We start from the raw sequence: 26,228 nt of genomic DNA, 5'->3' as shown, positions 1-26,228 counted from the left end.
GTATGCAAGATGCAGAGTCCTTATTTTGCAGCACTAGCCCGCAAGAAGGTACTCGATAAAACTGGTCAATACAGGATACTCACTTACCGATGGAGACTATATTTTTTCGACGCCCGGAAAGAACTGCGTGCTGAATATAGAGACTAAATACAGGCTCATGGACTGTTTTACAGACCACCGCCAAAGAACTATTATTTTCCACTATTTGTACCGACTATGGAAGCCAGTGAGCTAACTGAAGGCGAAATTGATGAGATATTGAGTCTCTATCGTCAGGCAACTACCGAGCGAACAACTACGTTCGACATCATCGATAGAGCTGGGGATGAAAGGACACACACGAAATTCCTGAAATGGATCTGTGATCCTGAAGGAAGCCACGGCTTGGATGCGACCTTTCTGAATCATTGCTTGGACGTGGCCGGTGGGACTCAGTACGCAATTGAAGGGGTAGATGGAGACACGGTTAATTCAATCAGTACGTTCAGCCGGAAGCCGGACGAGACGGAGTTGGATATTCTAATTGAGACAGATACGCGTATGCTTGCTTTTGAAATAAAGACCCAGTCTTCTCTCAGACACAAACAAATAGACGCTCAGACACGCTTTCTTCAGAAGCAGGTTGAGAAGAACGCCGTTAATTCGTGGGACTATATATTACTCACGCAGGAACATCAAAATACGAAAAACTCCTATCCTCATCTGTACTGGAGCGATATCCATAGCTGCCTGACAGATATCGTGGGTCAAGTCGAGTCAGAGATCGATGCACTCCGTATCCGTGATTGGATGCACGCAATCAACAAAGATCTCCTTGACCAGCGGGATTTTGGCCCAGAATCCATACTGACGCTCCAATATGGAGAGAAGCTGAACCATTTGGGGATCCCGTACGACTCAGAAGCGCATATCGATGACCGCATTCAGTTGTTCAAACGACTGCGCGAGTGGCTACGAGAACAGTATGAATTGTCTTCCGGATCGTCCAATGAGTGGACATCACGAACACTTCAGTCGCGGTTTGAGAGGGGGTCGGATATTTATCGTATTGGCAAGCATCGATGGGAAGATGCAAGGATTCGATTCGAAGTGTTGGCGCGTGATAAACGGCTGAAACAGGGAACAGATCATGACTCGCACGGCTATCGATCAACGGACTCTCTGATCGAAGTTACTCTTCGTTACATAATAGACGAGCAAGATACCGAGTCATCTCAGGAAAATCCCACACCCGGTAGTCAGCAACGAAAAAAACTCCATGAAAAGCTCAAACAGGATGGGCACTGGGAGTCTCTACAGGCTGCTGGTTTTCATCGAACACGGACGCTGTTGCCAGAGGACCAGCCTCTGAGTCGATACCACATGTATTCACGAGAAATCCCGGTGTGTGAACAGGATGGAAAAGGCGTCTTTGCTGACATACGGGACGCAGTTGCGGCGCTGATGGATACGCGAGCGTCAATCGACGAATTCGTGGAGATGGAGGAGACGCAGTAGGTGTATCTAGCTGGGGATAACGAACCGCTATCCCGGACAGCCACACTGGTGATCTGTGCAGTAACTGGTTGATATGCAGTTTTCATCGATCCGCTGTTTCAGGTGAGAATATATATGATGAATGATACTCCAACAGAGCCCAACAGGGCCATTCGATATCGCTATACAGTACTGAACGCACTCATGTTGGAATGTCGCAGGTGCTGAGGATGCCCCGAGCAGGGCCGATCAGTCGAGCGCGTCGACCGTGCGCTCGACGAGCGTCGGCATGTCGGCATTCGCAACTGCTTCACCGCGGTGCAACCGCTGACGTGGCCGGCCAACATCCCGCTGGACCTTCGAAGTGGTCACCAAATCGGCATCCTCGAGGTCCTGTTTGATCCGGCTGAGACTGGCCTTGCTGCGGACACCCTGATACTCCGCCCAGCGGCCGACGTCGTAGTGGAGCTCCTCCCCGTGGGCACCAGCAAGGATCACCACCGCACCGACCGTGAGCGGGCTTCCCTGCTCCCGGTTCGCTTCGACGCCCGTCGCGAACGCCTCTGCGACCGTCTCATCGCATTCCGTGGCGAACGTCTCTAGCAGCCGTTCGCGGCCCGCAAACGGCAGCACGTAGTCGGTGGTGTCGAGGTCCTCCCAGTACGTCGTGTGGACCTCGTTCGCGAGCGTTTCGTCCGCGGTCGTCGTACTCGCCACGCGGTCCCCGAGTGGGATCGGATTGTCGACGCGTGTGTCGGTCGCGAACACGGAGGTCGGAAGCTCCGTGGTCGTCTCGTGGAACGAGAGGTGCCCGGCGTCGACCAGATCCCCCGCGAGCCACGCGGTGCCGAACTCCCGCTTGAGCTCGTGGAGAACGGATTTCGGAGCCACAACACGGAGGTCCGGCCCGGTGTCGACGCCGGCATCGTGCGTGGTGGTGATGACGTCCCTGAGCGTGGGATACTGCCGGCAAACCGCGAGGAGTGGGTCACCCTCCGGGGCGGCCGACAGCGTCTCCTCGAACGTGTGCGTGGCGTGTGGTGTGCCTCCGTCAGCCATGCAGTCGGCTTTTCACAGCGTCCCTTTTTCAGTACCGATCGCTCGGGGGGATTGTCGCGCTCCGCGATGGGTGCGGAGCGAGACAGTATGGCTGCCGAACCCGCACGGGACGAGCGCGTCGCCTTCGACGACGCCGACTCCCGTTCCGACCGGATGCACAGCACGATCAGTGACTGGGTCGACGAGTTGGTGACGGCCGTCGACGACGCCCGTGCCAGCGACCGGTTCCAAGCGTGGCTCGACGTTCACCAACGCTTCCACGAGTACTCCCACCGCAACACCCTCCTCATCGCGTTGCAGTGTCCGGAGGCGTCGAAGGTCGCCGGCTATCGGACCTGGCAGGAGGAGTTCGACAGACACGTCCAAGAGGGGGAATCGGCGATCTGGATCTGGGCCCCGCTCATCTCGTCGCAATGTCCTGCGTGCGGGAACTCCCCATCCTACCACGACGACGCCGATTGTGCGTACGACGACACGCCGCCTGAGGAGTGGGACGAAGGTGTTGTCGGCTTCAAACCTGTTCCCGTGTTCGACGTCTCCCAGACGGCGGGCGAACCGCTTCCGGAGCTGGAGACGACCGCGAGCGGCGAGGCGTCAGCCCTGTTCCCTGCCCTGCTGAACGCGGCCGTCGACCTCGGCATCGAGGTCCGTGTCCGCGACCCGGACGACTGGTCACACGGAGACGCGAACGGCGTGTGTGCGTACCCCGCTGAGGGACCACTGGTCACTCTCAAGGAGGCTGAGCCGGCCGCGATGGCGGGCGTGCTCGTTCACGAGCTCGCACACGCCCTGTTGCACGGGGACCACGATGCACCCGAACGAGCAAAGCGAGAAGTGGAAGCCGAGGCGGTCGCGTACGTGGTGGGACGCCACTTCGGCCTCGACATGAGCGGCTCCGCGTTCTACCTCGTGGCGTGGATCGGTGATGAAACGGAAGTGATCGAGGAGCGCCTCGAACGGATCAGCCGGACGAGCGAGCGGGTGATCGAGGCGGTCGCTGAGAGCCGGTCCTGAGTCGGTGGTCAGGACCGGTTTGTCCCGCTCTGTGGCTCCGGTACCATGACCACCAAACCGTGTTGCTCCACAACGACAGATCCAACAACAAGAGCTGAGAACGAAACCCTTCGACATTCGCGAGGAGGTGTACGGAGTTTGTCCGCGCCGGAAGGCGTGCAGCGCGCGATAGCGTGCGCGGCGTGACTCATAATGGCGATGCCCGATCTCCACGACGACACGAGTGCTGATTACGAACAGTTCGAGAAAGAACAGCTTGCTCAGGACCGCGACGCCTCCCGGGTTGACACGGCGGACGTCGACGACGCGACTGCGCAGAACCTGATCAACGACCTCGTCGACGCGGACATCGTCACTCCGGTTCCCGAGGACCAAGTTCTGGTTCACGAGCCGAGCGGTACCGCGTTCGACTCATCGACGCAGCTGGCTGTCTTCCACCGTGGCTGGACGGTCGGTCGCGACGCCGACGCGGAGGGCGAGTGATGCAGCAGACCCTCGTTGGCTGTGCGTTCTGCGATGCCCCACCCGGTACCGAGACTGGCGAGACACACACCTGGGGACAGGACGAACAGGTCACCCACCCGATCTGCGTCGACTGCGCGATTCAGACGGAGCCGGATCCCGACGATCGCGATCACGTCGCCTGTGATGACTGTGGACTGGTCGTCGACACGCTCGCGGCGCTCACCCGGTTCCGAGTCGAACTGGGGCATCTGGAAGGCCCGTTGCAGCTGTGCCCTCGCTGCAGTCCGGGCGGGCTCGCGACGTACTGGACGCGTGATCTCGAGGAGCATCTCGTCGCGATGCCGGGGGAGTGACCCAAACACTCTTTACTGATTCGCTGTAATCTGCAATCAATAACGCCCGTGTCACGCACCTCAAACCGCGCCGACGGTGACATCGTCCAAGACTTCCTCTCGGTCGCTGACCTCCTCGAGGAGCCACAGCTGGCCAAACTGTACGCGTATCTCGCCCGGGAGGAGGCGACCGTCCGGGACGTGATGGACGACCTCGATCTCGCCCAGGGAACGGCCTACAGCTACGTCAACCGGCTCGTCGACGCTGGCGTCGTCGACGTCACCGACGACGAGCAGCCACGCCGGTACGCCGCCCGGGAGATCGACCTGACCGTGACGACGACCGCGGGCGACCGCGAGTACACGATCACGCCGGCGCTGATCGACGCCGTTGGGCGGCGCAAGACGGACGTCGACATCGACACGTACATGGACCGCCACGGCGTCGCCGGCCTCGCGACCGCGCTCACCTACGCGGTCGCCCGCGAACGCGGTGAGGTGACCCACCGACTGATGGCTGAGGAGCTGGACATCTCGCCGCTAGCTGCGGAGCTGATTCTGCAGGCGCTCCGGCCCGTCGTCCACGAGCACTACGAGATCAGTGAGGATGTACGTCATGATACCGAAGAAGGAGTTAACGTATGAGCATCGAAATGGACGTCCCGACACAAATGACGCAGTGGTCAGTTTATCGGCGTTCCATGGAGAGAACTGATGGAGCTCAGTGACGACACGCTCACGGTTTCACGGGAGCTTTCAGAGCTCGACAAAGATGTACTCGAATTCACGCAGATCCTCGACGCCTGCGATGTCAACTACGTCATCGTTAGTGGGTACGTCGCCATCCTCACTGGGCGCTCTCGATCGACAGAGGACATCGACATCATTCTGGAATCCCTGTCCGAAACGGAGACTGAGCAGTTAGTTACCGAACTCAAAAATCAGGGGTACTGGGGGATAGCGATGCCGCTTGATGAGATGTATTCGATGCTAAGTGAGGGGAGCCGCATCCGGATTGCCGAAGAAGGGGAGATGTACCCGAACTTCGAAACATGGTTTGTTTCAAACGACGTTGAGCGTGAAGCCCTCTCCAATCCCCTTACGGTGACATTCGATGAGGGGCAGATCGAGATCAGTCCGCTTGAACTCCAAATCGCGTACAAACTCCGACTTGCACAAGCTGCAGACAGCCTCAGCGGGAAGGACTTCGAGGATGCACTCCACCTGTACTTGACCTTCGAGGAACGATTTAACACGGAGCAGTTCGAAACGTACGTCAACGAGCTTGGGGTTGAGGACTACTATGCTGAACTCACAGGAATTTGAGGACGATCACCGCCGAAACACGGAACAACGGCGAGCGATGATCAAACAATGGGCTGAGTACGTTCGGACGCACGACGACAGGGAGTGGTCACGCCAACAGAATCGGCTTATTGACTCGCAGCTCCAGTCGGCAAACGACATGGCTGCCGCTGGCGATACGGATCCAGTTCGGTTTGCAGCCGCTCGCGATCGGCTGCGCGACCGATGAGCGGCGGAGACCCGCTTCCGAAGGCGATCGCAACTACGTACTACAATGCTGGTCTCACCGTTGACCAGCTCACAGTCCTCGTTGGTGCTAAGTCCGCCAAGCGACTACGACTTCTCAAAGCTGACTTCGAGGACGAGCCACTCGATCTCGCTGCCCCTAACGACGTCGACATCTACGAGGGGGACGTGACGACAGTCGACACCGGGACCGACGACGATTGCTGAGCGGTAGACGACTGCGAACGGTCGTCGCTGACACCAGCGCCCTCGTCAGCCGCGCAGTGCCCGTGCGGATGCAGCCGTCGGACCCGACTTCCGGAGCCGTTCCAGTACCTGCTCACCTCCTGTGACGTAGTCGTCTCTCCGGAAGTGGTCGCAGAACTCCGCGATATCACGCAGTATCAGGATATCCACGCCGCAGCCGCGAATAATCAGCACGAGGTAGTATTTCTGGTACGAAGCGCACCGACACACGCCTGATTTTGATGAGTGTGTGACGGCCCGCCCCGCGCGCCGCGTGCCGCCCTCCGCGTCGCTCGCGACCGACCATTCCGGGCTGCCTGCCTGCAGTAGCGGGCGGGCTGCCGGGCTAAAGTGGATGTGCCCTCGGCGCCAGCGCTTCACCCGTTCGGGTCCTGCGGACCTCGGCAGAGCCGACCGCGACGGACGTAGTTGCGTCGCGGCGAACGGGGAATGCGCTGGCCGCTCGCTCCGGGCGGGTCGGCGCGCGGTGCTGGTTGGGACTCTCCTCTGAGGCGCGCGCCGCTCGCGCCCCAACAGGGGGCGCGAGGCGAAGGCGCGAGCGGCGCGCGCAGTAGGTTCCGTCGGTGAGTTGGAGAAAATCCCGCGTAAGGGCGCGGGCGGTACCGCGTCGGGAGCGCCTTCAGGAGTCAGTGAACTCCAATGAGTAGTAAACGCGTTATCGGTCAAGAAGTTTCGGTCGATGAACAGGGTTTGGAAGCAGCGGAGGCGGACGACGATGCGGAGCCGTTGCGGCCGACGGTGGACATGCAGGTGCGCGCGAAGGTGGACGCGAACCATCCGGATGCGGGCTTTCACGGACTGACGCTGGAAGCGGAGGAGAAGGCGCTGGCACGCGAGCTCGAGAAGGAGCGCACGCGCGAGCGGTGGGACCGGCGGCAGTCGTCGGACCGGGAAGCCCGGGCACGGCGCCAAGCGGCGACTGGCAGTCAGGCGCGGCAAGAAGAGTTCGCGGAACGGCGCGCGAGCGTGGACGCGTGGGCCGGGCCGGAGCAGCCGGATTCCCGGGAGACGCTGAGCCGGGACGAGCTGGCGGCCGTGAACGAGCAGGCGCGGACGATCGCGGACGTGAAAGGCGGCTGGACGGCGGCGGCCGTGAGCCGACGACTGGCGCGGCGGGTCGCGGACGGTACGGACCTGCCGACGGCCGTGATGCGGACGAGTGAGGAACTCGAGCGTGATCCCGGGCGGCTCACCCCGATCGACGCGGTCGCGGACGTCGGTCGCGGCGAGGTGTCCATCGAAGGGCGCGTCGTGGAGTTGTGGGAGCCGACCAGTGCGGCCATTCAACAAGTCGGACTCCTGGAGGACGAGACGGGGCGCATCAAGGTCACCAGCTGGGTCAAAAGCGACCAACCTCGCATCGAGGAAGGCGAGCGCGTGCGGCTGTACGACGCAGCGACGAGCTGGTACGAGGGCCGCGTCTCGGTGGCGCTGACGGGCCGGTCGCGGGTCACCTTCCCTGACCGTGACGACTGGTTGACCCCGTAGGCCATCGCGGCCCCCTTTTTTTGCCGTGTGGATCCGCAGGCGGTTGATCGGCATCGGTGCAGGCCCGGAAGCCGGCGAGGATGCACCATCCAGCCCACGCCCACCGCCCCACCCTCCGCTCCGTGCTCGCTCCGTTCGTCGCTGCGCGCGCAGCCACGACCGATCGGGGTGGATGTCTGCTTCCCGTGAGTGAACTATGGCCCCCTGCGTCACAGGAGATACCCTCTGAATCGCCGTGATGCTCTCGCGATAACTCTGTTAGTGTCCCTCGGGCGGCCCCCACACGGGCGCGGACCAAACACTCATTGGTCGGCTTGGCGAACGGCAGGCCAATGCGTTATAGCGACGCCGAACTCCTCGATGATGTCCGTGAAGTCGGCGACGATCTTGGGCGCGCGCCCACACTGCAGGAGTATCGCGACCATGGGAGTCACTCGGCGACGACCCTGTACGACCGCTTCGGGTCGTGGCGGGCGACGCTCGCGGAAGCAGGGTTCGAGCCGCGCGAGCCGACCACGAGCGTCTCGAAGGAGGAACTCCTTGCCGACCTAACGAGAGTCGCGGAGGAACTCGGCCACGCGCCGACCGCGAGCGAGATGAACGACGAGGGCGAGTACTGGGTGTCGACCTATCGCCGGGCGTTCGGGACGTGGACGGCCTCGCTTGAGGCCGCAGGACTCGAGTCGGCCGCGAGCGGCTCGCGAGGACGCCCCGCGACGGACGACGAACTGCTTGCAGAGCTCGAGCGCGTGGCGGACGAGCACGGTGCCCCACCGAGTTTTCAGGCGATGGAGGATTACGGCCAGTACGGGACGCGGACGTACGTGCGACGATTCGGGTCCTGGAACGAGGCGGTTGAGGCGGCGGGATTCGAGCCCGCCGAGCAGGACTCCAAGCTCTCTGAGGAGACCCTCATCGCCGATCTGCATCGGCTGGCCGACGAACTCGGGGAGCAACCCGTCTCGACCGATGTCGTTGAGTACGGCGAGCATTCCCTGGCGACGTACCAGCGCCACTTCGGATCGTGGTCCACGGCTGTCGACGTTGCGTTCGACGAGGATTAGTCGGTGATCCGTTTCGGAGGGAGCGCCATCTGGTCGATGGGGACGGCCGCAGCTCAGCGTGCGACGGACGACGGCAGGCGAAAAAGCCCCTACCAAGGTTCTGATGGCCTGCCGCCGTTGGGCCCGTTAATCGTTTGTTCCCTCGCGGTTGTAGGTGTTGCGGTCGATTTGCTGACCCCAGTCTGGTGAGGGCTCAATACTCAAAAACTCACCCTAAGGTACCGATCGCGAAACGGGCGTTTCCGAGCGTCTGACGGCTGTGTGGGGCGTTCACAAGGGGCGAAGAATTTGCACAAAGCACTTATAGGGATAGCTGTATGTTTCAAGCGCAACCCCTACCCAAGCACCAGTAATGAGTATCCAAGGCCAAGTCCGGCCGCACCACGCTGACGATGTTGGTACCCGACGAACGGGCGACGGGCACAGGTCAGGAGAAAGCTACTGATGCACGAAGCAACAACCAACTAAACATGACAAGCGAAAACACAAACTATCGCACGAAGGGACGCGCAGTGTTCCTGGCTGCGATCATGGTGCTTTCCGTATTCGCCGTCCCCATCTCCTTTGCGGGATCGGCGGCTGCGGTAAGCGACGTTACGGTCAATAACTTCGCTCCCGACACTGTGGACGAAGATCAGACCGTGGAGCATAACCTCAATTTCACAGCTAACGACGTGAATTCGACCGGGACTCACAAGATCACGGTGACTCTCCCCGGGGATTCCACGTTCGAGAACGATGGCAATAACGGCGTTGATGCCATTGCCATCTATAACGAGACCGGTTCCGATGTCTCTAACGACATCGTTACCGACACGTCGAACTCTAACGAGCGGGACCAGCTGATTGTCTCGCTCGATACGAGCGACTACCCCGAACAGAACTTCACCGTCGACACGAACGTTTCCGTCGTTCACCCGGCTGTTGACGGGGACGCTACTGGTGACGTCACTGTTGAGTTCGATGATGCGAACACTGGCGTCGCATCCGCCACGACTTCGCTCACAGTTCAGGACACTGACTCCAGTGGCCTGGACGTCGACCGTGAGTTCACGAACGCGAGCGACCTCAACAACAGTCTGGTCTTTGCGGGCCAGTCCTTCTCGGTCGCTGGTGGAAGTGGCACGAGCCTGACCGACGGTGAGGAGATCACCCTTCGCCGTGTGACCGGTGACAGCAGTTCGACGCCGGTCGCCAACAACCAGGTTCAGACGATCAACGGAACGCAGTACATCATCTTCGAGACGGCCAATCGCGAGACTGGCGACTACTTCCTCGAAGATGGTGACGGTGACCTCACGCGTTCCAACTCTGAATTCGAACTCGTTCAGCAGAACGTGAACGCTGAGTTCGATCCTGATGAGGTCGCGAACCAGGGCGAGACGGAGACGGAACTCACGTTCGAGTCCGACCTGCGTAACGACTACGACGTGACTATTTCGTCGGAGAGCTTCTCCGAGGACGAGCTCGAGGACCTCTACACGGGTTCCAGCTCGAACTACGACATCAACTCGGACGACGAGTTCGTCCTGTATGATGTCGAGAACAACGAGCACACGTTCGACTTCACCGACACCTCGACGGGTGACTACGACTTCGACGTCTCCGTGACCGACACGGACGCCGAAGACACCGCGTCGCTCTCCGTTACGGAGGGCCAGGCCGGTGACGTCACCTTCTCCGAGGGTGTCGTCGAAGAGAACCAGGGCGACATCGCCCAGATCGACATCGAGTTCACTGGCGGGCAGGAGCAGGCCTACCTGCGCATCGGTGACGAAGAGGACGTCAACTACGAACTCGACCTCGCTATCGACTCCGACGGTGCCGAGGAAGTGACGGTTCACTTCAACACGTACACCGCCGGCCAGAACAATTCGGCAACCTTCAACGAGGACAACGTCGTCTCCGTGACGACTGAGGAAGACGGCGCGAGTCCGTCTGTCACAGTCGAGAACAGCTCCAACGCGGGGATCGGCGGTATTCTGGGTCAGGGCGACTACTCGCTCGACCTGGACACGTCCTACTCGAACATCGAGGATGACAACGCTGACGAGGTCGGCGAGCTCTTCATCGAGGAGCGCTCGACCGACACGATGAACATCTGGACGGCGCCTGACGGCTCCCTCAGCGACATTGAGGACGTCAGCGACGTGACGGCCGCCGTCGAGGACGGTAGCATCACCGAGACCGAAGAGGTCGCGAACGGTGACGTCATCGTCCACGAGCTTGGTGCCTCCGGCATCAGCGGTCTCATCGACGCGAACGACGAGTCGATCACGACCGCCATCGCGAACGGGAACCTCAGCCTGAGCATCACGCAGACCGAGGCCACCACGGGGACCAACCAGGACCCCAAGGAGGTCGACGTGGTCAACTCGGCTGACGCCTTCACGGTCATCTCCGACGCGGAGAACGACACCTACTACCTCGCCATCGAGACCGAGGATCTTGAGTGGGAGAACGACCGTGCAGCGAGCGTTGACGACGCGTTCAACGTGGAGTTCCACGTGAACGACTCGCGTCTGCTCGACGTCGACACGGTTGAGGAAGAGGACTACACCGTCGCCTCCGACAGCTTCACGCTGGTCGAGGCTACGGGCGAGTTCGACTCTGACCCGGTCGAGGTCGAAGCCGCCGAGAGCCAGTCCATCACTGGTACCACGACGCTGGCGCCGGGCACGGAGCTCAGCCTGCGTGTCAGCTCGGCTGACGACGTGTCGCCGCGGTTCCGCCTCTCACCCACGAACGACGTGGTCGTGCAGGCTGACGGCACGTTCGACGCGCAGTTCGACTTCAGCGACACGAACGTGGACGACACGTTCACCGTGACGCTGCGCTCCGTCGACGACGTCTCCGCTGACGGTGTCGTCGTCGAGTCGGTCGGCGAGGACACTACGGAAGAGGACACCACGGAGGAAACCACGGAGGAGACCACCGAGGAAACCACCGAGGAGACCACCGAGGAAACCACCGAGGAGACGACCGAGGAGCCTGAGGAGACGACGACGACGTCCGACGACACGCCCGGCTTCGGCGCTGTTGTCGCGCTCGTCGCGCTCGTCGCCGCTGCGCTGCTCGCGACTCGCCGCCGTCCCTAACACGGACGCCTAACCACTGACCCGCGAGGGTCGGTCCCGCTTTGCAGCCCATTTTTCGCAACCGCACTCACAAGCCGAGTAGCGGCAGCGTTTGGGTCCGGTCACGGTTACAAACAGATGTAGCCAGACCCATACACGGTAGACGCTGACACTGTCACTACCTTCATAGGAATACACCGTGAACGCCTCGACCATGACGCAGGAGTTCGAGGTACTCACCGAGGGCCCCCAAACGGGGGTTAAGATCGGAAACCTCGATCCGGACGAGCGCCAGCACGTCCGGACGATCGACGTGTCCCGGTCACCCGGCAGGGCACCCGCAACTCCAACGGGTCCGTTCACAACCGTCTACTACGTGGCTGGTGAGGAGCGAGAGGGAGCGGCCACGTTCGTCACGGAGAACCGGGAGGCGCTCGAAGCGATCAATCTCACCGGCTGTGGCTCGAACCTGGTCTCGACGAGCGTGTCACGTGCGGTCTACGACTGGATCCTCCACGCACTCGGTGAACGCGTCCTATCACCGTACGAGACGGTCGTCGTAGAGTACCGCCCGGAGGCCGACGAGACCTGGTGTATCGGCCGGCGCCAGTTCGAAGCGAGGGCTGGGCAACGCTACAGTCTTGAGGCCAGCGGCACGGCTCGTACTTCGGGGACGCTTGAGGCGCTGTTCCGATCGTTGTGTCCTCCGGACGACGGATGCACTATCACGGAATCCACCCTTCGTCGTCGTGACGACGTGGCTGGCGATGTCCGTGAGATCCTCGATGCGTTTCGGCAGGTGCCACAGTTCCTCGTCGAACCGACGACTCACGACGGTGAACTTGCCGTTCGGACACTCTCGTCGGAGACGTATCTTGGGACATCCTCGCGTTAGTTGGAGGCTCGTCTGAAGAATAGCCTTGTACTGCTTCCCTCACCAGCTGCTGTACTATGCGGCGATCCGCGGCCGTCCTCAGAGTGACGATTCGAGGTCGGTCCAGCAGAGACTCGATATCGAACGTACTGACGCCCGCGGAGACCACGATCGCTGGGTCTGCTGACGGAGACACCTCCGTCACCGAAGATGCAACCTGCATTCCGACGCAACACCTCCATCACCGAAGTAGGACAGCGTGGTTTAGCCGAAGACGACTTCGGTGACGCCGTCCATCGTCTCGATTTGGGCGGAGAGTTCCTCTCGGTCGGTTTCGTACGTGTCGTAGGAGATGTCGCAGGCAAGCGTCTCGTCGACGGTTTGGCTTGATCCTGCAGAGGTGGATACGTTTGTTACGCCGGTGAGGCCGGCGATCTGTGTGGTGAGATCACGAACGGTGCCGCTGTACGTGATTTTGAAAAGTTCGGTGTAGTCTGTCATCGAAAGCACATTCCGATCGCGTGTATGTAATTGTTCGGCCGTCAGTTAGCGAGAGTACGCGGACGGCTGCTCAAGACTGCTCGTGAACGTGCCCCACAGTCCTGTATCGAGGGACTGACGGCCAGCCACTCGACGAGGGGGGTTGTTTCCGCCCTGAGGGGTGCGGGCGCGCTCGTCTCGGCCCGCAACAACCCCATGGCGACAGACCACTCCGACCGCGAGCGACAGCAAGCGGTCTCGACGGCCGATCCGTGCATCGAGAACGATCACGAGCTCCTCCGCGTCAGGGAGCAGGTCCCCGGTCGCGAACCGACCGATTACGACATCGAGCTGACCGAGGGGCCACCGTACTCCTACACGACGACGTACTGGCGGTGTCGGCGGTGTGGCCAGGAGCGGAATCATCGCGAGGAGTTCCGGGAGCCCTGTCCGGTCGAGCGGCGGCCACATCCGGTGACGGATGGCGGCTACTCGATCGACGAGCCGCGAACGCGACGTGCGCTGTCGGAAGCGATCGAGGTTCGCTTTGGCGAACAGGGCCCACGCTACCTGGTCGAGAGTGCGACCGGGAACACCTACGAGGTCGATCTCGCGGCCGAGCAGTGTAGCTGTCCGGATGCACGCCACCGCGATCCCGAAGGCGGCTGCAAACACCTCCGACGCGTCGACATCGAGGTTCGAACGGGGACCGTGCCGGCACCGGACGGGCGGTTCCTCCGCTAACCCGCGTGGGTTTGTGTGCCCCTGAGAGGGTGCGGGGCGATCCCACGCGGGTCGCCGCGAATACCCAATGCAGACGAGACCTCTCTCCGACCGAACGTTCGACGAGGAAGCACAGGGATCCGATCAGCAAAACTGTCCAGATTGCGGCGGCCGCGTCACGAAGACGGAACACGAAACCGTGTGTGACGACTGCGGACTCGTGCTCGATGCGTCGCCGATCGACCACGGTCCAGACTGGCGGAACTTCGAGGACGGAACGGAGAACAAGTCCCGAACCGGCGCCCCGGTCACGCAGACGCGACACGACCGCGGTCTCTCGACGGAGATCGGTAGTAGACGGGACGCGAACGGCAACACCCTCTCCGGACGGAAGCAACGGCAGATGTCCCGGCTCCGGATGCGGCACAGCCGGGCACAGTTCAGCTCGAAGCGCGAGCGAAACCTCGCGACCGCCTGCACGGAGATCGCCCGCCTCGTGAGCGCGCTCGAGCTCACACAGGAGCTTCGTGAACGCGCGAGTACCCTCTTCCGGAAGGCACAGAAGGCAGATCTCCTCAAGGGACGCTCCATCGAAGCGCTCGCGGCCGGCAGCGTGTATGGGGCGTGTCGGACCGACGGCCTCCTCCGCACCATCGAGGAAATCGCGGACGTGGCCCGCTGCGACCGCGGAAAGGTCCTCCTCGGCTACCGCGTCCTCAACACGGAACTCGGAATCGCGAGTCGCCCCATCTCGCCGGGCGACATCCTGCCGCGACTGTTCACGGAACTCGACGTATCACCAGCGGTCCGCTCGCGAGCAGCCGACCTCGCACAGTGCGCCCGCGAGGAAGGGTTGGTAAGCGGTCGATCCCCATCCGGTGTCGCGGCCGGGTGCCTCTATCTCGCGAGCGAAGAGCACGGTGGCGGATTTCGCCAAGAAGCGATTGCGGAGGTGGCCAACGTGACGCCCGTGACGCTTCGGGCGCGGTATCAGGAGTTGCAGGAGCGGTCTGAGTCATCTTCTCCGATCTAAAGGGAGAGCTGTCGGTGGACTCGCGTTCTGGCTGATACTACTGGATGGCAGGCAAGTAACTGCCATTCACGTTCAGCGTTCCCGACTTCAGGGTGAGGTGACGTGTTGTCCTCCGTGCGGAGATTTTTGTCCCACACGGGGTAGCCGAAAGCCGTGATGACCCCCGTGAACGGCCCGCACCGGACCTCCGCTGTCCGGAGTGTCCGAACGACGATGTCCGAATCGGCGAGAAGGCAGCAGACCGGGCGAAGTTATCGGACTGCCACGACTGTGGGTGCGAAGCCCTCCCAGGCATCGTCTACGGCATTGAACGGTAGTGAGCGGTGAGTGCTGTTTTTGACCGGGAACGAGGTGGTGGCCCGGTACGGCCGGGTTAGGCAACCAATGACCCTCGAAGTACTTGAACGACACAATGAGGCACTGTTCGAGTTCCTCTGGTGCCCCGTCTGCGGGCAGGAGGTTTTCACTCACATCCCCTTCGAGGGGGTGTTCTGCAAGAACTGCAACACTCAGGTCGAACTCCAAGAGCCCCTAGAGACACGCGGCTACGAGGAGGCCGTGCTCGCCTGCTTCGATACAGCCACAACCTGGAATCTTCACGTCGAAGAAAAACTGCGTCGCGACCTGCCTGATGGGTCCGCACGCGTGAAGCTCTTCGGCGCACCGGACGCCTACGAGGTCGCCTGGTGGAGTCCGGAGCCAGGTGAGGACTGGAAACCTGTGGAACGCGGCGAATTCGACGACATCGAGGAACCATCAGAGGTGTCACACCTTGCGTAGGGATCTTGTTGAAAGACTCAGCCGACGTTGGGTTCCGAAACTTAGCTGACTAGAACTCGTCCCGTATCGCAACGTCTGGAGATGTGCGAACTCCATGTCAGTTCCCCGATTCTCGACAGGGGTGTCGGCGAAGTCGACAACGATACTCGTCACGGCCGATGTCACTCGCTCACCTACCGTTATTCTACTACCGCTCCATGGCACGGTTTTATTCGTTTCAAGCCGTTGCCGTGTTTATGGATGAACTGACGGCGAACATCTCGTTCGATAGGTTCGCGGATATGCCGGAGTTCTACGGGTCAGGGGCTGCGAAATACCGGCTGGTGATGGTGAAAGAGCGAGAGGATTTCCTCGATCTGTTCGCGGGTGCGCGTCACGTGGACGCCGTGACGTACTCAGAGACACCCGAGCTGATGGTAAAGATGTTGACTGAATACGATATCGGCTCGCTTGATGTACTCATTGGAAACGCCGAAGAGTACGCCGATCAGGTGAGTGAGGTCTCGACGGCGAGGTCTCTCGTACAACTTCGACAGGATAACCGACTCACCGTTCGTCTGAAGAATCGGAAGACCGTTCACTCGAAGATTTATCGCATCGTCATGCCGGACGAGACGGTAAAGCTCGTCCAAGGGTCGGCGAACCTCTCGCGGAACTCCTGGGAGTATCACACGAACCAGATCTCCGTCTTCACGACCGATCTCGGGACGGAATTGGACGAGGAGTTTGAACGCTTCATCGATGAGTACCGAGAGGGATACAGCGATCAGACACTCCTCGAAGGCCTTGTCGAAGCGCTGGAAGAAGCTGACTCACCGGAGGAACGGGAGAACCGTATCGAGTACTGGGTCGGTGCCGGTGACCTCGAGATGAGCGATACGGCCGCGCTGAATCAGGACGCCGTTGAAGACCTGAAAGATGTCGCTGATCAAGTCACGACCGTCGTCGACGACCCGGCGGAGGCTGACGAGACGGTCGCGTTCGTCGAAGAACCCGAGAACGCCAACCGCAACGTCATCAAACCGAACGGATCCACAGAGGAAGACGGATCACCTGCCGATCCGGACGACGACGAGTCACCGGATGTTGGGCTCGTTGAATCGGAGCATGAAACGGGGCTCACGGATGGGCTTGACCGTCCCCGAATTCGCGCCCCCGATGAAAAGATACGGATGGGAACCAGCAAAGTTGACAAGGATACTGCCGATGAGTTCGGAGCTGGACTCCGGAACCGCGGGGCGACCGTCGAGGACCACAGCATCACTGCGCCATTGAGCGCGTACAACAACCAGGTCAAGGAGTCGACAGCGATCCCGACGATGTCGGTCCTTCCGGAAGCCGAGCAAGTCGTGATCGGCGAAGATGACGAAATGATTCTCGTGGCCACCGACGAGCCAACCACTGAAGTCCTGGATCACTGTCTCGAAACGATCGAAGATTACATCGAAACCGTCGAGAACCACGGTCACACCCAATCCGAGACCGCGGTGATGGCACAGATGTATGAGGCGTTTCTCTATGGATTCTGGGCCCCGTTCGCCAATCAATATGCGAAAGCGTTGTCATCGCCGTCTCGGACGTTAGACAACGTTCTGCAGCATCTGTATATCGAGGGAAAAAGCGACGCGGGAAAGGATAAACTCACCGAGTACATCCTGCGCCTCGTGTCCGACAACACAGTTATCTCCGGTGTGGATGCGGACGATGTCGGTGTCAAGGAAGTCCGTGGCGTCCGCGAGTGGGACACGTGCTTCCCATACGCCATCATCGACGCGGAAAAGGAGAAGATCCAGCGATGGAGCCCGATCCGGAACTACTGGGGGGATTGGACGCCCACCAGCGTCGATCAACCGTGTCTCATCTTCACAACTAACGATGCGCTCCCGAAGTCCGAGTTCCGGAACCGAATGAAAATCTTGAGTATGGATGTCTCTTTCCCCTCGAACCCGGAAGATCCAGGATTCCGCGAGGCACAAGAAGACCTATCAGACGTGTTGGAACGGCAGAACCCGATCTTCAGCTACGTCGCTCGTCGAATGCTTACCGAGCAACCGTGGACCGACGGGAACGGCACTATCGAAGACGTCCGCCGTATCGTCCGCGACTTCTACAACGAAGCGGGTCGAGAGCACCCCGAGTACTTCCCCGCTGTTGAACCTGCCGAGAAAACATACGACACGGGCCGGTTGAAGTGGCAGCGGGATATCCAAGGCGGCCGTGTTACGTTCGAATCCGAGCCGAACGCTATCACGGCTGACTTCGACCGCGAGGAGTATGAGGTGTACGACTACGAAAAGCGACTGCCTAAGCGGTTCATGTCCGAGAAATCGTCCACGAGCGTTTACATCGGTGCGCCTGAGGAATTCGCTGAGTGGATCGGGTACTCTGTCACCGACCTCCTGAACGGAGCGGCCGAAACCGAGACAGACACCGAGCAGCCAGCCACCACGGAGGATACGTCAGAGACGGACGCCTCCGGTGGATTCCTTTCCCGATTGTTTGGAGACTAGCCTCTTTGAGACAGACCGCGGTCTTAGTGGGCGTCTCTCCGGGCTGAGGTTGAGGAAGAGACGGACACACCGACGGAACGCGTAGCGAGGATCCACTCAGTCCCCTCACCCACTGCTGGTTCAGTGCATGGTGAAGGTCCTCTGATCTGAGTCGTGAAGTACCCGTGATTGACCTCCTCCCGCGCCTAAAGTCGCGGGAATCCCACCATGGGATTTCAGGCCGAGCACGGCCCTAAGGTTTCAAGACGCGTTCGTTCCAAGCGTCTCTTCCTGGGTGTCAGCATCGGCTTGGCTGTCTTGTGGGACGGTCAAACGTCCCCCTTCCTCAGCCGAGTCATCGCCACTCGTGTATTCTCTTGAGTGACTCTCTCCGCTGAGGTAGCGGTCTGCAATATTGAGCGCGGCGTTAACGTCTGCTTGGTACTCCGAAACCCAACACCCCGAGTTGGAACACTTGAACGTCGCCTGCTTCGGACGGTAGCCCTGTTCTCCGCAACAGTGGCACGTCTTCGAGGTGTAGGCGGGATTCACCGTCTCCACTCGAATCCCCTTCTCAGCCGCTTTGTAGCGAATCTGCGCGTGCATCTTGGCGAATCCCCATCCGTGGAGGCGGCGATTCATGAACGCGCCGTAGTCCATGTTCTCACGGATGTGCGTCAAGTCTTCCAGAACCAGTACGGGGTTCTCGAATTGCTCGGCGTAGGTGACGACCTCCGACGTGACTGTGTGAAGGATATGGTCGATGTGTCGCCACAACTCGTCGCCGTAGGACTCAGCGATACGTTCGCTTCCGCGTTTCTGAAGGCGTCGAGTCGCCGTGAAGTACGTCTCACGGAGTTGTCGGACTCGCTTGCCTTCGTCGTTCCAGAGGTTGGGTGCAGTCGGGGAGCCGCGCTTGTCACGGTGACACACCGTTACCAAAGAGGCTTCCCCGATATCTACCCCAATCGGCGTTTCCGCCGAACTGGTTTCTCGCTCCTCCACGTCTCGCGTAGCGACGATGTGGAAGTACCACTCGCCGTCACGGTCGAATAGCCGACACTCACCCATCTTCGCGTCCCCCGCCTGCAACGCTTCCAACCACTCCCGTTGTTCGGGGTTCGGTTGTGCGGGCAACCAGAGGTGGTAGTCGTCGTGGTGCGGGATTTTGACGTACCACTCAATTGCGTTTTGTGGCTTGTGGTCGAGTTTCGGGCCTTCGTTCGTGAACCGAACAGGGTGGTCGTTGTGAAGTTCTTTCGCGTCGTAGCTTCCGCCACAGAGTTGCGGGACGTACTTCTTGATCGCATTCTTCGCGTATCCACTCAGGTCATAGTTGACCACTATGTCGTTGGCCGTTGACTGTGTGGTACAGTTGGCGTTGAACGCGGCCTCGAGCGCGTCTTGGTACGCTCGTTTCGTCCCACAGAGTTTGCGGTGCTTGTGGGCGTTCGGCTCCACGAGCTTCAGTTCCAGCGTCTCGGTGAGTTCGGTCACTGTTCGTCCTCCGCGTGACGCTGGATGTATTTCTCGACAGTCTCACTCGAAACGTGACCCGCTGTTCCTGCGTAGTAGCCGCGTGCCCACTTGATTTTCTCGCCGTCGTGGTCGGCGTGACGGTGGTTGTATTTCCGCGAGCTAATTCCCTTAAACCAGTTGGCAAGAAGCGACGGAGCGTGCTTCGGTGGACTACTGACGAACAGGTGGATGTGGTCGGGTTGGACAGTGAGGTCGATGATCTCCAACCCCTTGTCGTCGGCTATTTCGTGGAGGATGTCTCGCACACGGGTTGCAACGTCATCGACGAGTACCGATTTGCGGTACTTCGGTATCCACACTATGTGGTAGTTGAGGTTGTACGTTGCGTGCCGTGTGGTCTTCATCCGTACGACACACTATGATTCTGTGGTGTCTTGAAACTACCGCACACGGTAGAAAATCCAGCCATGCCATCGCCGGTGGAAGTGTACGCTATTGTCCGCTTGACCCGCGCCTAAAGACGCGGGTATGCGCTCGCACGATATATCACGGACCCGATACGTGAGAGAAAGCTGGGCGGTTTCCACAGTACCATTCGGATAGACTCGATCCGCTTCCTGAGACGACCAAATACGTTGGTGAACGCACCGCAGCCGGGTTTGTGTGCCCCGAAGAGGGCGAGGGCTTCATCGAGAGTCCTCATCTAGAGGTGAATTTCGTGAGTCAACGACAGCGAACCAACGATGTCTCGCTCGACGACATTCCGGTCGATATCGCGGAGGCACAGACAGCAAGCGTTGAGCCGGGCGACGTGCCCCCGGAGATCGAGTCGATCACTCGCGATCTTGCACAAGATCAGCCACCAACGAACCCGCTGATAGTTCTCAAAGCGGCCCGCTGGTGGTACATCCACGGCAAGGGTGGCTCGGATCCCGCTTTCCAGTGGGCCGTCGAATGGACGCAGCATCTCGCGAGCGGGACACCGAGTGACAGCGAGCTGTTCGACACGTTCCTCGAGTATCTCGTGACGGTCGGCTTCGAGGACGAACGACATCAGCTCCGATAGCGCGCGGAGTGTTTTTCGCCCCCGAAGGGTGCGGCCGCGGTCTGAACAGATGCAGTCGCCGTGAACGTGATTCGGTGCACACAATGGCTACGACCAGTGATTCGTCGGTCTCCTTCGACCAGACCGACACACGATCCGACGAGATGAACAGCACTATCGAACAGTGGATCGACGACCTCGTCGCTGGCGTCGACGATGCGCAGGCCAGCGAAGAGTTCCAAGAGTGGCTCGACATCCAGAGTCGCTTCCACGACTACTCCTACCGGAACACGCTCCTGATCAAGCGGCAGTGTCCCGGGGCGACCCGGGTGGCGGGCTACCGGACGTGGCAGGAGGAGTTCGACCGGCACGTCCGGGAGGGCGAGTCGGCGATCTGGATCTGGGCGCCGATCATCACGAAGCAGTGCCCGGAGTGCGAGAACTCGCCGAGCTACCACGCGGACAGCGACTGTGCGTACGACGAGACGCCACCGGAAGAGTGGTCCGAGGGTTTGGTCGGGTTCACGCCGGCGCCGGTGTTTGACGTCTCTCAGACCGATGGGGAGCCGCTTCCCGAACTCGACACGGAAGCGACGGGGGAAGCTGATGACCTTGTCGCCCACCTCACTGCGATCGCGGACGACCTTGACGTGACGGTTCGAATCGTGCCGGAAGGTGAGTGGACGCACGGTGAGGCGAGGGGTATCTACCAGCGGTCGGGTTTCGCCGAGACGCGGCCGCGTATCGAGGTCCGCGATCGGGAGAACGATGCCGACCTTGCGCGGACGGTGATCCACGAGTACGCGCACGCGCTGCTCCACTGCGATGTCGACGACGCTACCGAGCGGTCGAAACGCGAAGTCGAGGCCGAGGCCGTCGCGTACGTTGGGGGGCGATACTGCGGGCTCGACACGAGCGGGTCAGCGTTCTACCTCGCCTCGTGGGGGGCGGACGATCCGGACGTCGTTCGCGACCGACTTAAGCGAATCAGTCGAACGGCAGAGAAGGTCATTGACCTCCTCGAAACCGTGAAGAGTTAATCAGCAACGGCGTCGAGATCGGGCTCGTCAAATTCGAGTGCGTCCGCGATATCGTCCGAAAGTGCCGGTCGGGGAGCCGATTCGTGACGTTCGATTTTTTCGGTCTTCCGCGTGTTCTCGTAGAGGGCGCGCGCGACCGGAAGCCCACGGAGATACTTATAGTCGTGAAGGACCTCAACACCCCGCTCTGTAAACCCGTAGAACTGAGAGGGGAGATCACGTTTCCCTTCGCTCGGTTCGTACGTATAGCGTGCGAGGAGCCCGGCATCGATCAACGTCTCCAGCTGATCTTTGATGGCTGCCTGACTCTTTCCGGTCATATACTCGAATTCGGCGAGCGACATCAGATGGGTGGGATGGCCCAGCAGCTCCTGGATAATGAGATGGCGCGTATCCTGGGACAGCAGCTTGAACAGCCGCTGCTGTTCCGCGAACGGCCCTGAATCGGCCGTGCCAGTGTCGGTTTCGCTCATATGCGATGGTACGAGGAGGGACGCTATAATAGTTAGGATAGTCCAAGTTGGTTAATCCGAGAAAAACCAAAGTAGTTCAGAAGAGATAAGGTGCGACGGTTTGAACCGGCACCTCATGACCGATCCAAGCCCTCCGCCGGAAGCTGGGGACATTATGACCGTCGTTCACGAGGCGGTTGGGGACATCGAACTTGAACCAGCGGAGAAACGCGAGATCTGGCGGTTCACGCAGCGGGAGCTGCCGTATCTGTGGAGTCAGCGGACATCGTATTTTATCCTAGGGAGTTATCGTGACCCCTATCTTCGCCGACTTCGCGCCGTCCAGAACGAACTCACGAAGCAGCTCGGCGCCTATCCATTCATTATGGGTGATCTTCTCGAACTCCCCACTGATCGGCTCAATACGTTCGATATCATGTTTTCGTTGCTCGCGACATACAGCGACTACATCGTCGGCGTCTTCGAGAAGGAAAGTGGTGGGGAGGCCCCTGAATTGGGCGAGATCGATGACCCGCCGTATTTCGCCAAGTCGTACGTGTTCCCACGTGATTACGCCTGGGTGACTGACGATAACCTTGACTCGACACAGCACGTCATTCAGGCCGCCCTCGAAATCGCGTTTGCAGACGATGTGTCGGCGGATGGAGTCCAAGCAAAGGTTACTTCGCTTGTTGATCGCGCCCAAGAGAACGGTCTTGACATCGACGAACAGGAGGTTTGGGATGTGATCGACGACCGGGCAGATGAGGGCGAAGAGCCAGCAACGTACAGTTGGGTCCATCTCAACAAGTTCCGTAAATTCGAACTCCACGATCGATGCTTCCCGTGGACGACAGAGGACGAACTTCGAACCGCGGTTGACGAACTCCCATCCCCGACACCACGTCCGGAGTGGGAAGCGAGTGGAGAACGATGAACTATTTCCATTTGGCTGTCACGTATTGACACCCATAGTGAGCAATAAGTATGGCCGCTGAAAGTGAGCAGCCCGAGTTTCCCGATGAAATGTCCTCTGAGGAGGCACGGCAGTATCTCATCCGGTTCCTCGGACGCCAAGACCTCGACGAGCACGAGGCGATCTACGACGAACTCGCGACGGAGTAGGACTTCCTCCTCGCTGCGGTTTCAACCAAGTACCCCATCCATTTCGTCTGTGTCTCTCCTTTTTTGAGATGAGCCACAGGCATGCCCCGCGGTTGTGCTCCGCGACCGGCCGCGACCCAGATGGCCTTCGGTGCGGCAATCAGCCGAACTTTGGAGTGTTGTTGGCCGTGAGTACTTGGTTCAAATGGATGTTTGCGGGCAGAAACGCGAGATGTTCTGTACTTGGCTGATTGAGTTATAGTCGCGTAGCCCGCAAGCGGTGAGCAGCAGCATGCGACACTCGCTGATCGGTACTCCGCGCGGGGGTTGTTGGCCCCTGAGAGGGTGCGGGGCGATCCAGAAGGGTCGCCACGTACACCCGATGCGCTCGAAACAGCCCTACGACCGAACGTTCGACGAGGAGCCACAGCGCGATGACCAGCCCGGCTGTCCGGACTGCGGCGGCCGCGTCACGACGACGGGCCACGAAACCGTGTGTGACGACTGCGGGCTCGTGCTCGAGGCGTCACCGATCGACCACGGACCGGAGTGGCGGGAGTTCGAGGAGCGGTCGGAGAGCGCGGCGCGAACCGGTGGGGCAGTCACGCCCGCGCGGCACGACCGCGGGCTGTCGACCGAGATCGGGATCGACCGGGACGCGAACGGGAACACGCTCTCCGGTCGGAAGCAGCGGCAGATGGCGCGGTTGCGGACGCGACACAGTCGCGCGCGGTACCAGTCAAAACGGGAGCGAAACCTCGCGATCGGCTGCGTCGAGATCGCGCGCCTGGTGAGCGCACTCGATCTCTCACAGGGGCTGCGTGAGCGTGCGAGTCAGCTCTTCCGGCAGGCACAGCGTGCGGACCTGCTCACGGGGCGCTCCATCGAGGCGTTTGCGGCCGGGAGCGTGTACGGCGCGTGTCGGACCGACGGCGTCCTGCGGACGATCGAGGAGGTCGCGGACGTGGCGCGGTGTCCCCGCGAGAAAGTCCTGCTCGGCTACCGCGTGCTCAACGTGGAGCTCGAGATCGCGAGTCGGCCGATCTCGCCGGGCGACATTCTCCCGCGGCTGTTCACGGCGCTCGACGTGCCGCCCGCGGTCCGGTCGCGGGCAGTCGCCCTCGCGGACGTCGCCCGTGAGACGGGGATCCTGAGCGGCCGGTCGCCCTCGGGCGTCGCGGCCGGCTGTCTGTACCTCGCGAGTGAGGAGCGCGGTGGCGGGTTGTTTCAGGCGGACATCGCGGCGGCAGCCAACGTGACGCCCGTCACGCTTCGAGCGCGGTATCAGGAACTGCAGAAGCATTCTGGGTGATCCCAAGCCGCAGCAGAGACCACTCCAGCAGGCGAAGGCAGATCCTGCGGTTCCACTCGGGAACGTACACGTTCAACTTGCGAGATCAGACCTTGTTTTTGGTGCAAGATGAGACGTGAAAATCCCAACCCAATTTCCAAACAGACCAAATAGCTATGTTCCAACAGTACCAACACTAGTCTATGTCAAGCGGGACCATCGATATCGATGAGTTCGAGGAAGCCGATGCCGACGAGTTCGAGGAGCGGACCGATACCGAGCGGATCGTGCTGTTCCTCGACGACCACGACGACCGCGCGTGGAAGGCCGCAACGATTGCCGAGCGACTCGGGTTGGATACGGATGCTGTCAGTGCGATCCTTTCGCGGTTGAAGGAGCGCGGCCTCGTGCGACACAAGCGCCCGTATTGGGCGATCACGGATGATGAGGAACGGCTCCACTCTGCCTACCGACTGCACCACCATCACGAGACTGCGGATGACCAGTACGGTGAGGAGCATCTCGAGGAACTCCAGACCGACGAGATGGAGCAGGTCCAGTGACTGCGTTCGCGGACTTGGAACGCGGGGATATCGTGTGGGCGAGTGATCCCCTCTCAGGGAAAGGCCGCCCGCTGCTCGTTCTGGGAACTCCGCAGTTCCCGAACCACGGAGTACAACTCATTACTGCGCTGATCTCCACGAAGACCTACCACGAGGAGGCACTCACACTTCGTGATGACGACTACGAGGGCGATCCACTCTGAGAGCGAAGCCACGTTCTCCCCTGGCCGCTTGTAACTCTCACCAGTGCTGCTGACGTCGACCGCTATCTGACCGCTCTGGTCGACGACCGCACCAACGATGTAGCCACTCAAGTGACCGAGTATATCTCGAGCTAGACAGGCTCGGCTGGCCTCATAGCGACGACCGCGGTCCATAGAGTCTGTGAGGGGTGTGGCTAGTCATCGACGAGCAGCACACCACTCATGGGCCGGAGTGGCGGGCGCATGTCGACGAGGATCCCGGTAGCGTCACCAACGCTGGGGGAGGTGGCTAGTCCGACGCGGCCGACGGTTCGTCCGCGGTTTCAGTACGGTTTGCAGGCTCCGCGGTCGGGAGCGCGTGGAGGTACGCATCGAGATCGAGCGCAAGGGTGTCGATGGCTGTGGGGTCCATCCACTGCAACTCGAACGTGGCGCCGTGTTCGGCACCCCCATCGTGGACGACGTGGTTCCAGGCGTCGCGGGGTTCCGAAACGTGAGCGTGGAAAAAGTGGCGGACGTAGCGCTTCGGCGGGTCCTGGCGGCGTGTCCAGACGTCGGTTGCGACCGGGGTGATGGCCGCGAGCTCCGTCAGCCCGGTTTCCTCCCGCACTTCGCGGTGGAGTGCCTCCCGCGGTCGTTCGCCGGACTCGATCGTGCCCTTGGGGATCTGAAGGGTCTCGTGGCCCGGTCCCTCGAACACTAACACCTCCCCAGTCGACCGCGTCACGTACGCGCACGCCTTCCCGACGTACGTGGCGTCACGGAGATTCATGGGACAGACCACCAATCCGCCCGGCATAAATATTGATTATTCATTGACATCGGTGTGTTTGTGGGAGGACTCGATGGCGGGATGGTGCGAACGCGAACCTGTGGCCCGGGTCTGCTCACTGCGGGTGA

At 60.7% G+C, this 26,228-nt stretch carries 27 protein-coding genes and 2 pseudogenes; 23 read left to right on the top strand and 6 right to left on the bottom strand.

The genetic code is table 11. The features are described from left to right. Nucleotides 1–216: 216 nt before the first annotated feature. Entirely contained in the window at nt 217–1,497 is a 1,281-nt protein-coding gene (locus ACQE3L_RS03070; RefSeq protein WP_426962319.1) for a PD-(D/E)XK nuclease family protein, read from the top strand. A 228-nt stretch (nt 1,498–1,725) separates the two neighbouring features. Here the strand turns inward: ACQE3L_RS03070 and ACQE3L_RS03065 are convergent, their stop codons facing one another. Beyond that, on the bottom strand, nt 1,726–2,535 hold the full coding sequence (locus ACQE3L_RS03065; protein ID WP_426962318.1) for a transcriptional regulator TbsP domain-containing protein: 810 nt from the start codon (nt 2,533–2,535) through the stop codon (nt 1,726–1,728). Nucleotides 2,536–2,622: 87 nt separating this feature from the next. On the opposite strand from ACQE3L_RS03065, the gene ACQE3L_RS03060 reads away from it, so the two are divergent. From ACQE3L_RS03060 to ACQE3L_RS03015, 11 genes are all read left to right on the top strand, one after another. After that, on the top strand, nt 2,623–3,549 hold the full coding sequence (locus ACQE3L_RS03060; RefSeq protein WP_426962317.1) for a DUF955 domain-containing protein: 927 nt from the start codon (nt 2,623–2,625) through the stop codon (nt 3,547–3,549). 192 nt (nt 3,550–3,741) lie between these two features. After that, nucleotides 3,742–4,032 (top strand): DUF8069 family protein, encoded by a 291-nt coding sequence (locus ACQE3L_RS03055; RefSeq protein WP_426962316.1) that lies wholly within the window; start codon nt 3,742–3,744, stop codon nt 4,030–4,032. Further along, on the top strand, nt 4,032–4,367 hold the full coding sequence (locus ACQE3L_RS03050) for a DUF7558 family protein (RefSeq protein ID WP_426962315.1): 336 nt from the start codon (nt 4,032–4,034) through the stop codon (nt 4,365–4,367). Before ACQE3L_RS03055 ends, ACQE3L_RS03050 begins: the two co-directional genes overlap by 1 nt. A gap of 48 nt (nt 4,368–4,415) precedes the next feature. Then, nucleotides 4,416–4,991, top strand: coding sequence for a DUF7437 domain-containing protein (locus ACQE3L_RS03045; protein ID WP_426962314.1), 576 nt, complete (start codon nt 4,416–4,418; stop codon nt 4,989–4,991). Between the two features lie 69 nt (nt 4,992–5,060). Beyond that, entirely contained in the window at nt 5,061–5,672 is a 612-nt protein-coding gene (locus ACQE3L_RS03040; RefSeq protein ID WP_426962313.1) for a hypothetical protein, read from the top strand. Further along, on the top strand, nt 5,650–5,880 hold the full coding sequence (locus ACQE3L_RS15450) for a DUF8150 family protein (protein ID WP_125919971.1): 231 nt from the start codon (nt 5,650–5,652) through the stop codon (nt 5,878–5,880). The genes ACQE3L_RS03040 and ACQE3L_RS15450 overlap by 23 nt, the downstream gene beginning before the upstream one ends. Continuing rightward, complete coding sequence (locus ACQE3L_RS03035) at nt 5,877–6,104, top strand: hypothetical protein (protein WP_426962312.1); 228 nt, start codon at nt 5,877–5,879, stop codon at nt 6,102–6,104. The genes ACQE3L_RS15450 and ACQE3L_RS03035 overlap by 4 nt, the downstream gene beginning before the upstream one ends. Nucleotides 6,105–6,782: 678 nt before the next feature. Beyond that, the gene (locus ACQE3L_RS03030; RefSeq protein ID WP_426962311.1) at nt 6,783–7,631 is read left to right on the top strand and encodes a DNA-binding protein; all 849 of its coding nucleotides are present in this window, start codon (nt 6,783–6,785) and stop codon (nt 7,629–7,631) included. A gap of 332 nt (nt 7,632–7,963) precedes the next feature. Further along, nucleotides 7,964–8,695 carry a homing endonuclease associated repeat-containing protein gene (locus tag ACQE3L_RS03025; RefSeq protein WP_426962310.1) on the top strand — a complete coding sequence of 244 codons (732 nt, stop codon included), beginning with the start codon at nt 7,964–7,966 and terminating at the stop codon, nt 8,693–8,695. Between the two features lie 470 nt (nt 8,696–9,165). Continuing rightward, the gene (locus tag ACQE3L_RS03020; protein ID WP_426962309.1) at nt 9,166–11,793 is read left to right on the top strand and encodes a BGTF surface domain-containing protein; all 2,628 of its coding nucleotides are present in this window, start codon (nt 9,166–9,168) and stop codon (nt 11,791–11,793) included. A gap of 193 nt (nt 11,794–11,986) precedes the next feature. Beyond that, nucleotides 11,987–12,667 (top strand): hypothetical protein, encoded by a 681-nt coding sequence (locus ACQE3L_RS03015; protein ID WP_426962308.1) that lies wholly within the window; start codon nt 11,987–11,989, stop codon nt 12,665–12,667. A 243-nt stretch (nt 12,668–12,910) separates the two neighbouring features. Here the strand turns inward: ACQE3L_RS03015 and ACQE3L_RS03010 are convergent, their stop codons facing one another. Further along, complete coding sequence (locus ACQE3L_RS03010; RefSeq protein WP_426962307.1) at nt 12,911–13,147, bottom strand: hypothetical protein; 237 nt, start codon at nt 13,145–13,147, stop codon at nt 12,911–12,913. 195 nt (nt 13,148–13,342) lie between these two features. Here ACQE3L_RS03010 and ACQE3L_RS03005 point away from each other — a divergent pair, with 195 nt between their 5' ends. The 5 genes and pseudogenes from ACQE3L_RS03005 to ACQE3L_RS02985 all read left to right on the top strand — a co-directional run bounded on the left by ACQE3L_RS03005 (nt 13,343) and on the right by ACQE3L_RS02985 (nt 18,172). Continuing rightward, nucleotides 13,343–13,870, top strand: a complete 528-nt coding sequence (locus ACQE3L_RS03005) for a hypothetical protein (RefSeq protein WP_426962306.1) — start codon at nt 13,343–13,345, stop codon at nt 13,868–13,870. A 67-nt stretch (nt 13,871–13,937) separates the two neighbouring features. Further along, nucleotides 13,938–14,882, top strand: a complete 945-nt coding sequence (locus ACQE3L_RS03000) for a transcription initiation factor IIB (protein WP_426962305.1) — start codon at nt 13,938–13,940, stop codon at nt 14,880–14,882. A gap of 152 nt (nt 14,883–15,034) precedes the next feature. Further along, a pseudogene (locus tag ACQE3L_RS02995) lies at nt 15,035–15,199 on the top strand (DUF7568 family protein); the annotation flags it as partial. Between the two features lie 67 nt (nt 15,200–15,266). Then, the gene (locus ACQE3L_RS02990) at nt 15,267–15,662 is read left to right on the top strand and encodes a DUF7567 family protein (protein WP_426962304.1); all 396 of its coding nucleotides are present in this window, start codon (nt 15,267–15,269) and stop codon (nt 15,660–15,662) included. A gap of 236 nt (nt 15,663–15,898) precedes the next feature. Continuing rightward, nucleotides 15,899–18,172, top strand: a complete 2,274-nt coding sequence (locus ACQE3L_RS02985) for a phospholipase D-like domain-containing protein (RefSeq protein ID WP_426962303.1) — start codon at nt 15,899–15,901, stop codon at nt 18,170–18,172. A 240-nt stretch (nt 18,173–18,412) separates the two neighbouring features. Here ACQE3L_RS02985 and ACQE3L_RS02980 read toward each other — a convergent pair whose 3' ends face one another. Both ACQE3L_RS02980 and tnpA read right to left on the bottom strand, forming a co-directional pair. Then, nucleotides 18,413–19,648, bottom strand: a complete 1,236-nt coding sequence (locus ACQE3L_RS02980) for an RNA-guided endonuclease InsQ/TnpB family protein (protein WP_426962302.1) — start codon at nt 19,646–19,648, stop codon at nt 18,413–18,415. Further along, nucleotides 19,645–20,034 (bottom strand): IS200/IS605 family transposase, encoded by a 390-nt coding sequence (gene tnpA / locus ACQE3L_RS02975; protein WP_426962301.1) that lies wholly within the window; start codon nt 20,032–20,034, stop codon nt 19,645–19,647. Before tnpA ends, ACQE3L_RS02980 begins: the two co-directional genes overlap by 4 nt. A gap of 314 nt (nt 20,035–20,348) precedes the next feature. Between tnpA and ACQE3L_RS02970 the strand changes: the two genes are divergently transcribed. Beyond that, on the top strand, nt 20,349–20,696 hold the full coding sequence (locus ACQE3L_RS02970) for a DUF8013 domain-containing protein (protein WP_426962300.1): 348 nt from the start codon (nt 20,349–20,351) through the stop codon (nt 20,694–20,696). An 83-nt stretch (nt 20,697–20,779) separates the two neighbouring features. Next, nucleotides 20,780–21,715, top strand: coding sequence for an ArdC-like ssDNA-binding domain-containing protein (locus ACQE3L_RS02965; RefSeq protein WP_426962414.1), 936 nt, complete (start codon nt 20,780–20,782; stop codon nt 21,713–21,715). Here the strand turns inward: ACQE3L_RS02965 and ACQE3L_RS02960 are convergent. Beyond that, nucleotides 21,712–22,188 carry an ArsR family transcriptional regulator gene (locus ACQE3L_RS02960; RefSeq protein ID WP_426962299.1) on the bottom strand — a complete coding sequence of 159 codons (477 nt, stop codon included), beginning with the start codon at nt 22,186–22,188 and terminating at the stop codon, nt 21,712–21,714. The genes ACQE3L_RS02965 and ACQE3L_RS02960 overlap by 4 nt on opposite strands. A gap of 115 nt (nt 22,189–22,303) precedes the next feature. On the opposite strand from ACQE3L_RS02960, the gene ACQE3L_RS02955 reads away from it, so the two are divergent. From ACQE3L_RS02955 to ACQE3L_RS02940, 4 genes and pseudogenes are all read left to right on the top strand, one after another. Then, nucleotides 22,304–23,104, top strand: a complete 801-nt coding sequence (locus ACQE3L_RS02955; RefSeq protein WP_426962298.1) for a DUF8170 family protein — start codon at nt 22,304–22,306, stop codon at nt 23,102–23,104. 549 nt (nt 23,105–23,653) lie between these two features. Then, nucleotides 23,654–24,583 (top strand): transcription initiation factor IIB, encoded by a 930-nt coding sequence (locus tag ACQE3L_RS02950; RefSeq protein ID WP_426962297.1) that lies wholly within the window; start codon nt 23,654–23,656, stop codon nt 24,581–24,583. A gap of 182 nt (nt 24,584–24,765) precedes the next feature. Continuing rightward, a complete protein-coding gene (locus ACQE3L_RS02945; RefSeq protein WP_426962296.1) occupies nt 24,766–25,125 on the top strand; it encodes a MarR family transcriptional regulator in 360 nt (119 codons plus the stop codon). Beyond that, nucleotides 25,122–25,463, top strand: a pseudogene (locus ACQE3L_RS02940) (type II toxin-antitoxin system PemK/MazF family toxin). The gene ACQE3L_RS02945 and the pseudogene ACQE3L_RS02940 overlap by 4 nt, the downstream one beginning before the upstream one ends. A gap of 154 nt (nt 25,464–25,617) precedes the next feature. Here the strand turns inward: ACQE3L_RS02940 and ACQE3L_RS02935 are convergent. Continuing rightward, nucleotides 25,618–26,100 carry an NUDIX hydrolase gene (locus ACQE3L_RS02935; RefSeq protein WP_426962295.1) on the bottom strand — a complete coding sequence of 161 codons (483 nt, stop codon included), beginning with the start codon at nt 26,098–26,100 and terminating at the stop codon, nt 25,618–25,620. Nucleotides 26,101–26,228 lie beyond the last annotated feature (128 nt).

This window comes from Haloparvum alkalitolerans (genome assembly GCF_050122995.1).
GTDB classification, from domain to species: Archaea; Halobacteriota; Halobacteria; order Halobacteriales; family Haloferacaceae; genus Haloparvum; species Haloparvum alkalitolerans.
This window is presented reverse-complemented; position numbering and strand designations above follow the sequence as displayed.

Excerpts from the sequence above, each read along its gene's own strand:
- ACQE3L_RS03070 (WP_426962319.1), top strand. The coding sequence starts at position 217 with ATGGAAGCCAGTGAGCTAACTGAAGGCGAAATTGATGAGATATTGAGT.
- ACQE3L_RS03065 (WP_426962318.1), bottom strand. The coding sequence starts at position 2,535 with ATGGCTGACGGAGGCACACCACACGCCACGCACACGTTCGAGGAGACG.
- ACQE3L_RS03060 (WP_426962317.1), top strand. The coding sequence starts at position 2,623 with ATGGCTGCCGAACCCGCACGGGACGAGCGCGTCGCCTTCGACGACGCC.
- ACQE3L_RS03055 (WP_426962316.1), top strand. The coding sequence starts at position 3,742 with ATGGCGATGCCCGATCTCCACGACGACACGAGTGCTGATTACGAACAG.
- ACQE3L_RS03050 (WP_426962315.1), top strand. The coding sequence starts at position 4,032 with ATGCAGCAGACCCTCGTTGGCTGTGCGTTCTGCGATGCCCCACCCGGT.
- ACQE3L_RS03040 (WP_426962313.1), top strand. The coding sequence starts at position 5,061 with ATGGAGCTCAGTGACGACACGCTCACGGTTTCACGGGAGCTTTCAGAG.
- ACQE3L_RS15450 (WP_125919971.1), top strand. The coding sequence starts at position 5,650 with ATGCTGAACTCACAGGAATTTGAGGACGATCACCGCCGAAACACGGAA.
- ACQE3L_RS03035 (WP_426962312.1), top strand. The coding sequence starts at position 5,877 with ATGAGCGGCGGAGACCCGCTTCCGAAGGCGATCGCAACTACGTACTAC.
- ACQE3L_RS03030 (WP_426962311.1), top strand. The coding sequence starts at position 6,783 with ATGAGTAGTAAACGCGTTATCGGTCAAGAAGTTTCGGTCGATGAACAG.
- ACQE3L_RS03025 (WP_426962310.1), top strand. The coding sequence starts at position 7,964 with ATGCGTTATAGCGACGCCGAACTCCTCGATGATGTCCGTGAAGTCGGC.
- ACQE3L_RS03020 (WP_426962309.1), top strand. The coding sequence starts at position 9,166 with ATGACAAGCGAAAACACAAACTATCGCACGAAGGGACGCGCAGTGTTC.
- ACQE3L_RS03015 (WP_426962308.1), top strand. The coding sequence starts at position 11,987 with ATGACGCAGGAGTTCGAGGTACTCACCGAGGGCCCCCAAACGGGGGTT.
- ACQE3L_RS03010 (WP_426962307.1), bottom strand. The coding sequence starts at position 13,147 with ATGACAGACTACACCGAACTTTTCAAAATCACGTACAGCGGCACCGTT.
- ACQE3L_RS03005 (WP_426962306.1), top strand. The coding sequence starts at position 13,343 with ATGGCGACAGACCACTCCGACCGCGAGCGACAGCAAGCGGTCTCGACG.
- ACQE3L_RS03000 (WP_426962305.1), top strand. The coding sequence starts at position 13,938 with ATGCAGACGAGACCTCTCTCCGACCGAACGTTCGACGAGGAAGCACAG.
- ACQE3L_RS02990 (WP_426962304.1), top strand. The coding sequence starts at position 15,267 with ATGACCCTCGAAGTACTTGAACGACACAATGAGGCACTGTTCGAGTTC.
- ACQE3L_RS02985 (WP_426962303.1), top strand. The coding sequence starts at position 15,899 with ATGGATGAACTGACGGCGAACATCTCGTTCGATAGGTTCGCGGATATG.
- tnpA (WP_426962301.1), bottom strand. The coding sequence starts at position 20,034 with ATGAAGACCACACGGCACGCAACGTACAACCTCAACTACCACATAGTG.
- ACQE3L_RS02965 (WP_426962414.1), top strand. The coding sequence starts at position 20,780 with ATGGCTACGACCAGTGATTCGTCGGTCTCCTTCGACCAGACCGACACA.
- ACQE3L_RS02960 (WP_426962299.1), bottom strand. The coding sequence starts at position 22,188 with ATGAGCGAAACCGACACTGGCACGGCCGATTCAGGGCCGTTCGCGGAA.
- ACQE3L_RS02955 (WP_426962298.1), top strand. The coding sequence starts at position 22,304 with ATGACCGATCCAAGCCCTCCGCCGGAAGCTGGGGACATTATGACCGTC.
- ACQE3L_RS02950 (WP_426962297.1), top strand. The coding sequence starts at position 23,654 with ATGCGCTCGAAACAGCCCTACGACCGAACGTTCGACGAGGAGCCACAG.
- ACQE3L_RS02945 (WP_426962296.1), top strand. The coding sequence starts at position 24,766 with ATGTCAAGCGGGACCATCGATATCGATGAGTTCGAGGAAGCCGATGCC.
- ACQE3L_RS02935 (WP_426962295.1), bottom strand. The coding sequence starts at position 26,100 with ATGAATCTCCGTGACGCCACGTACGTCGGGAAGGCGTGCGCGTACGTG.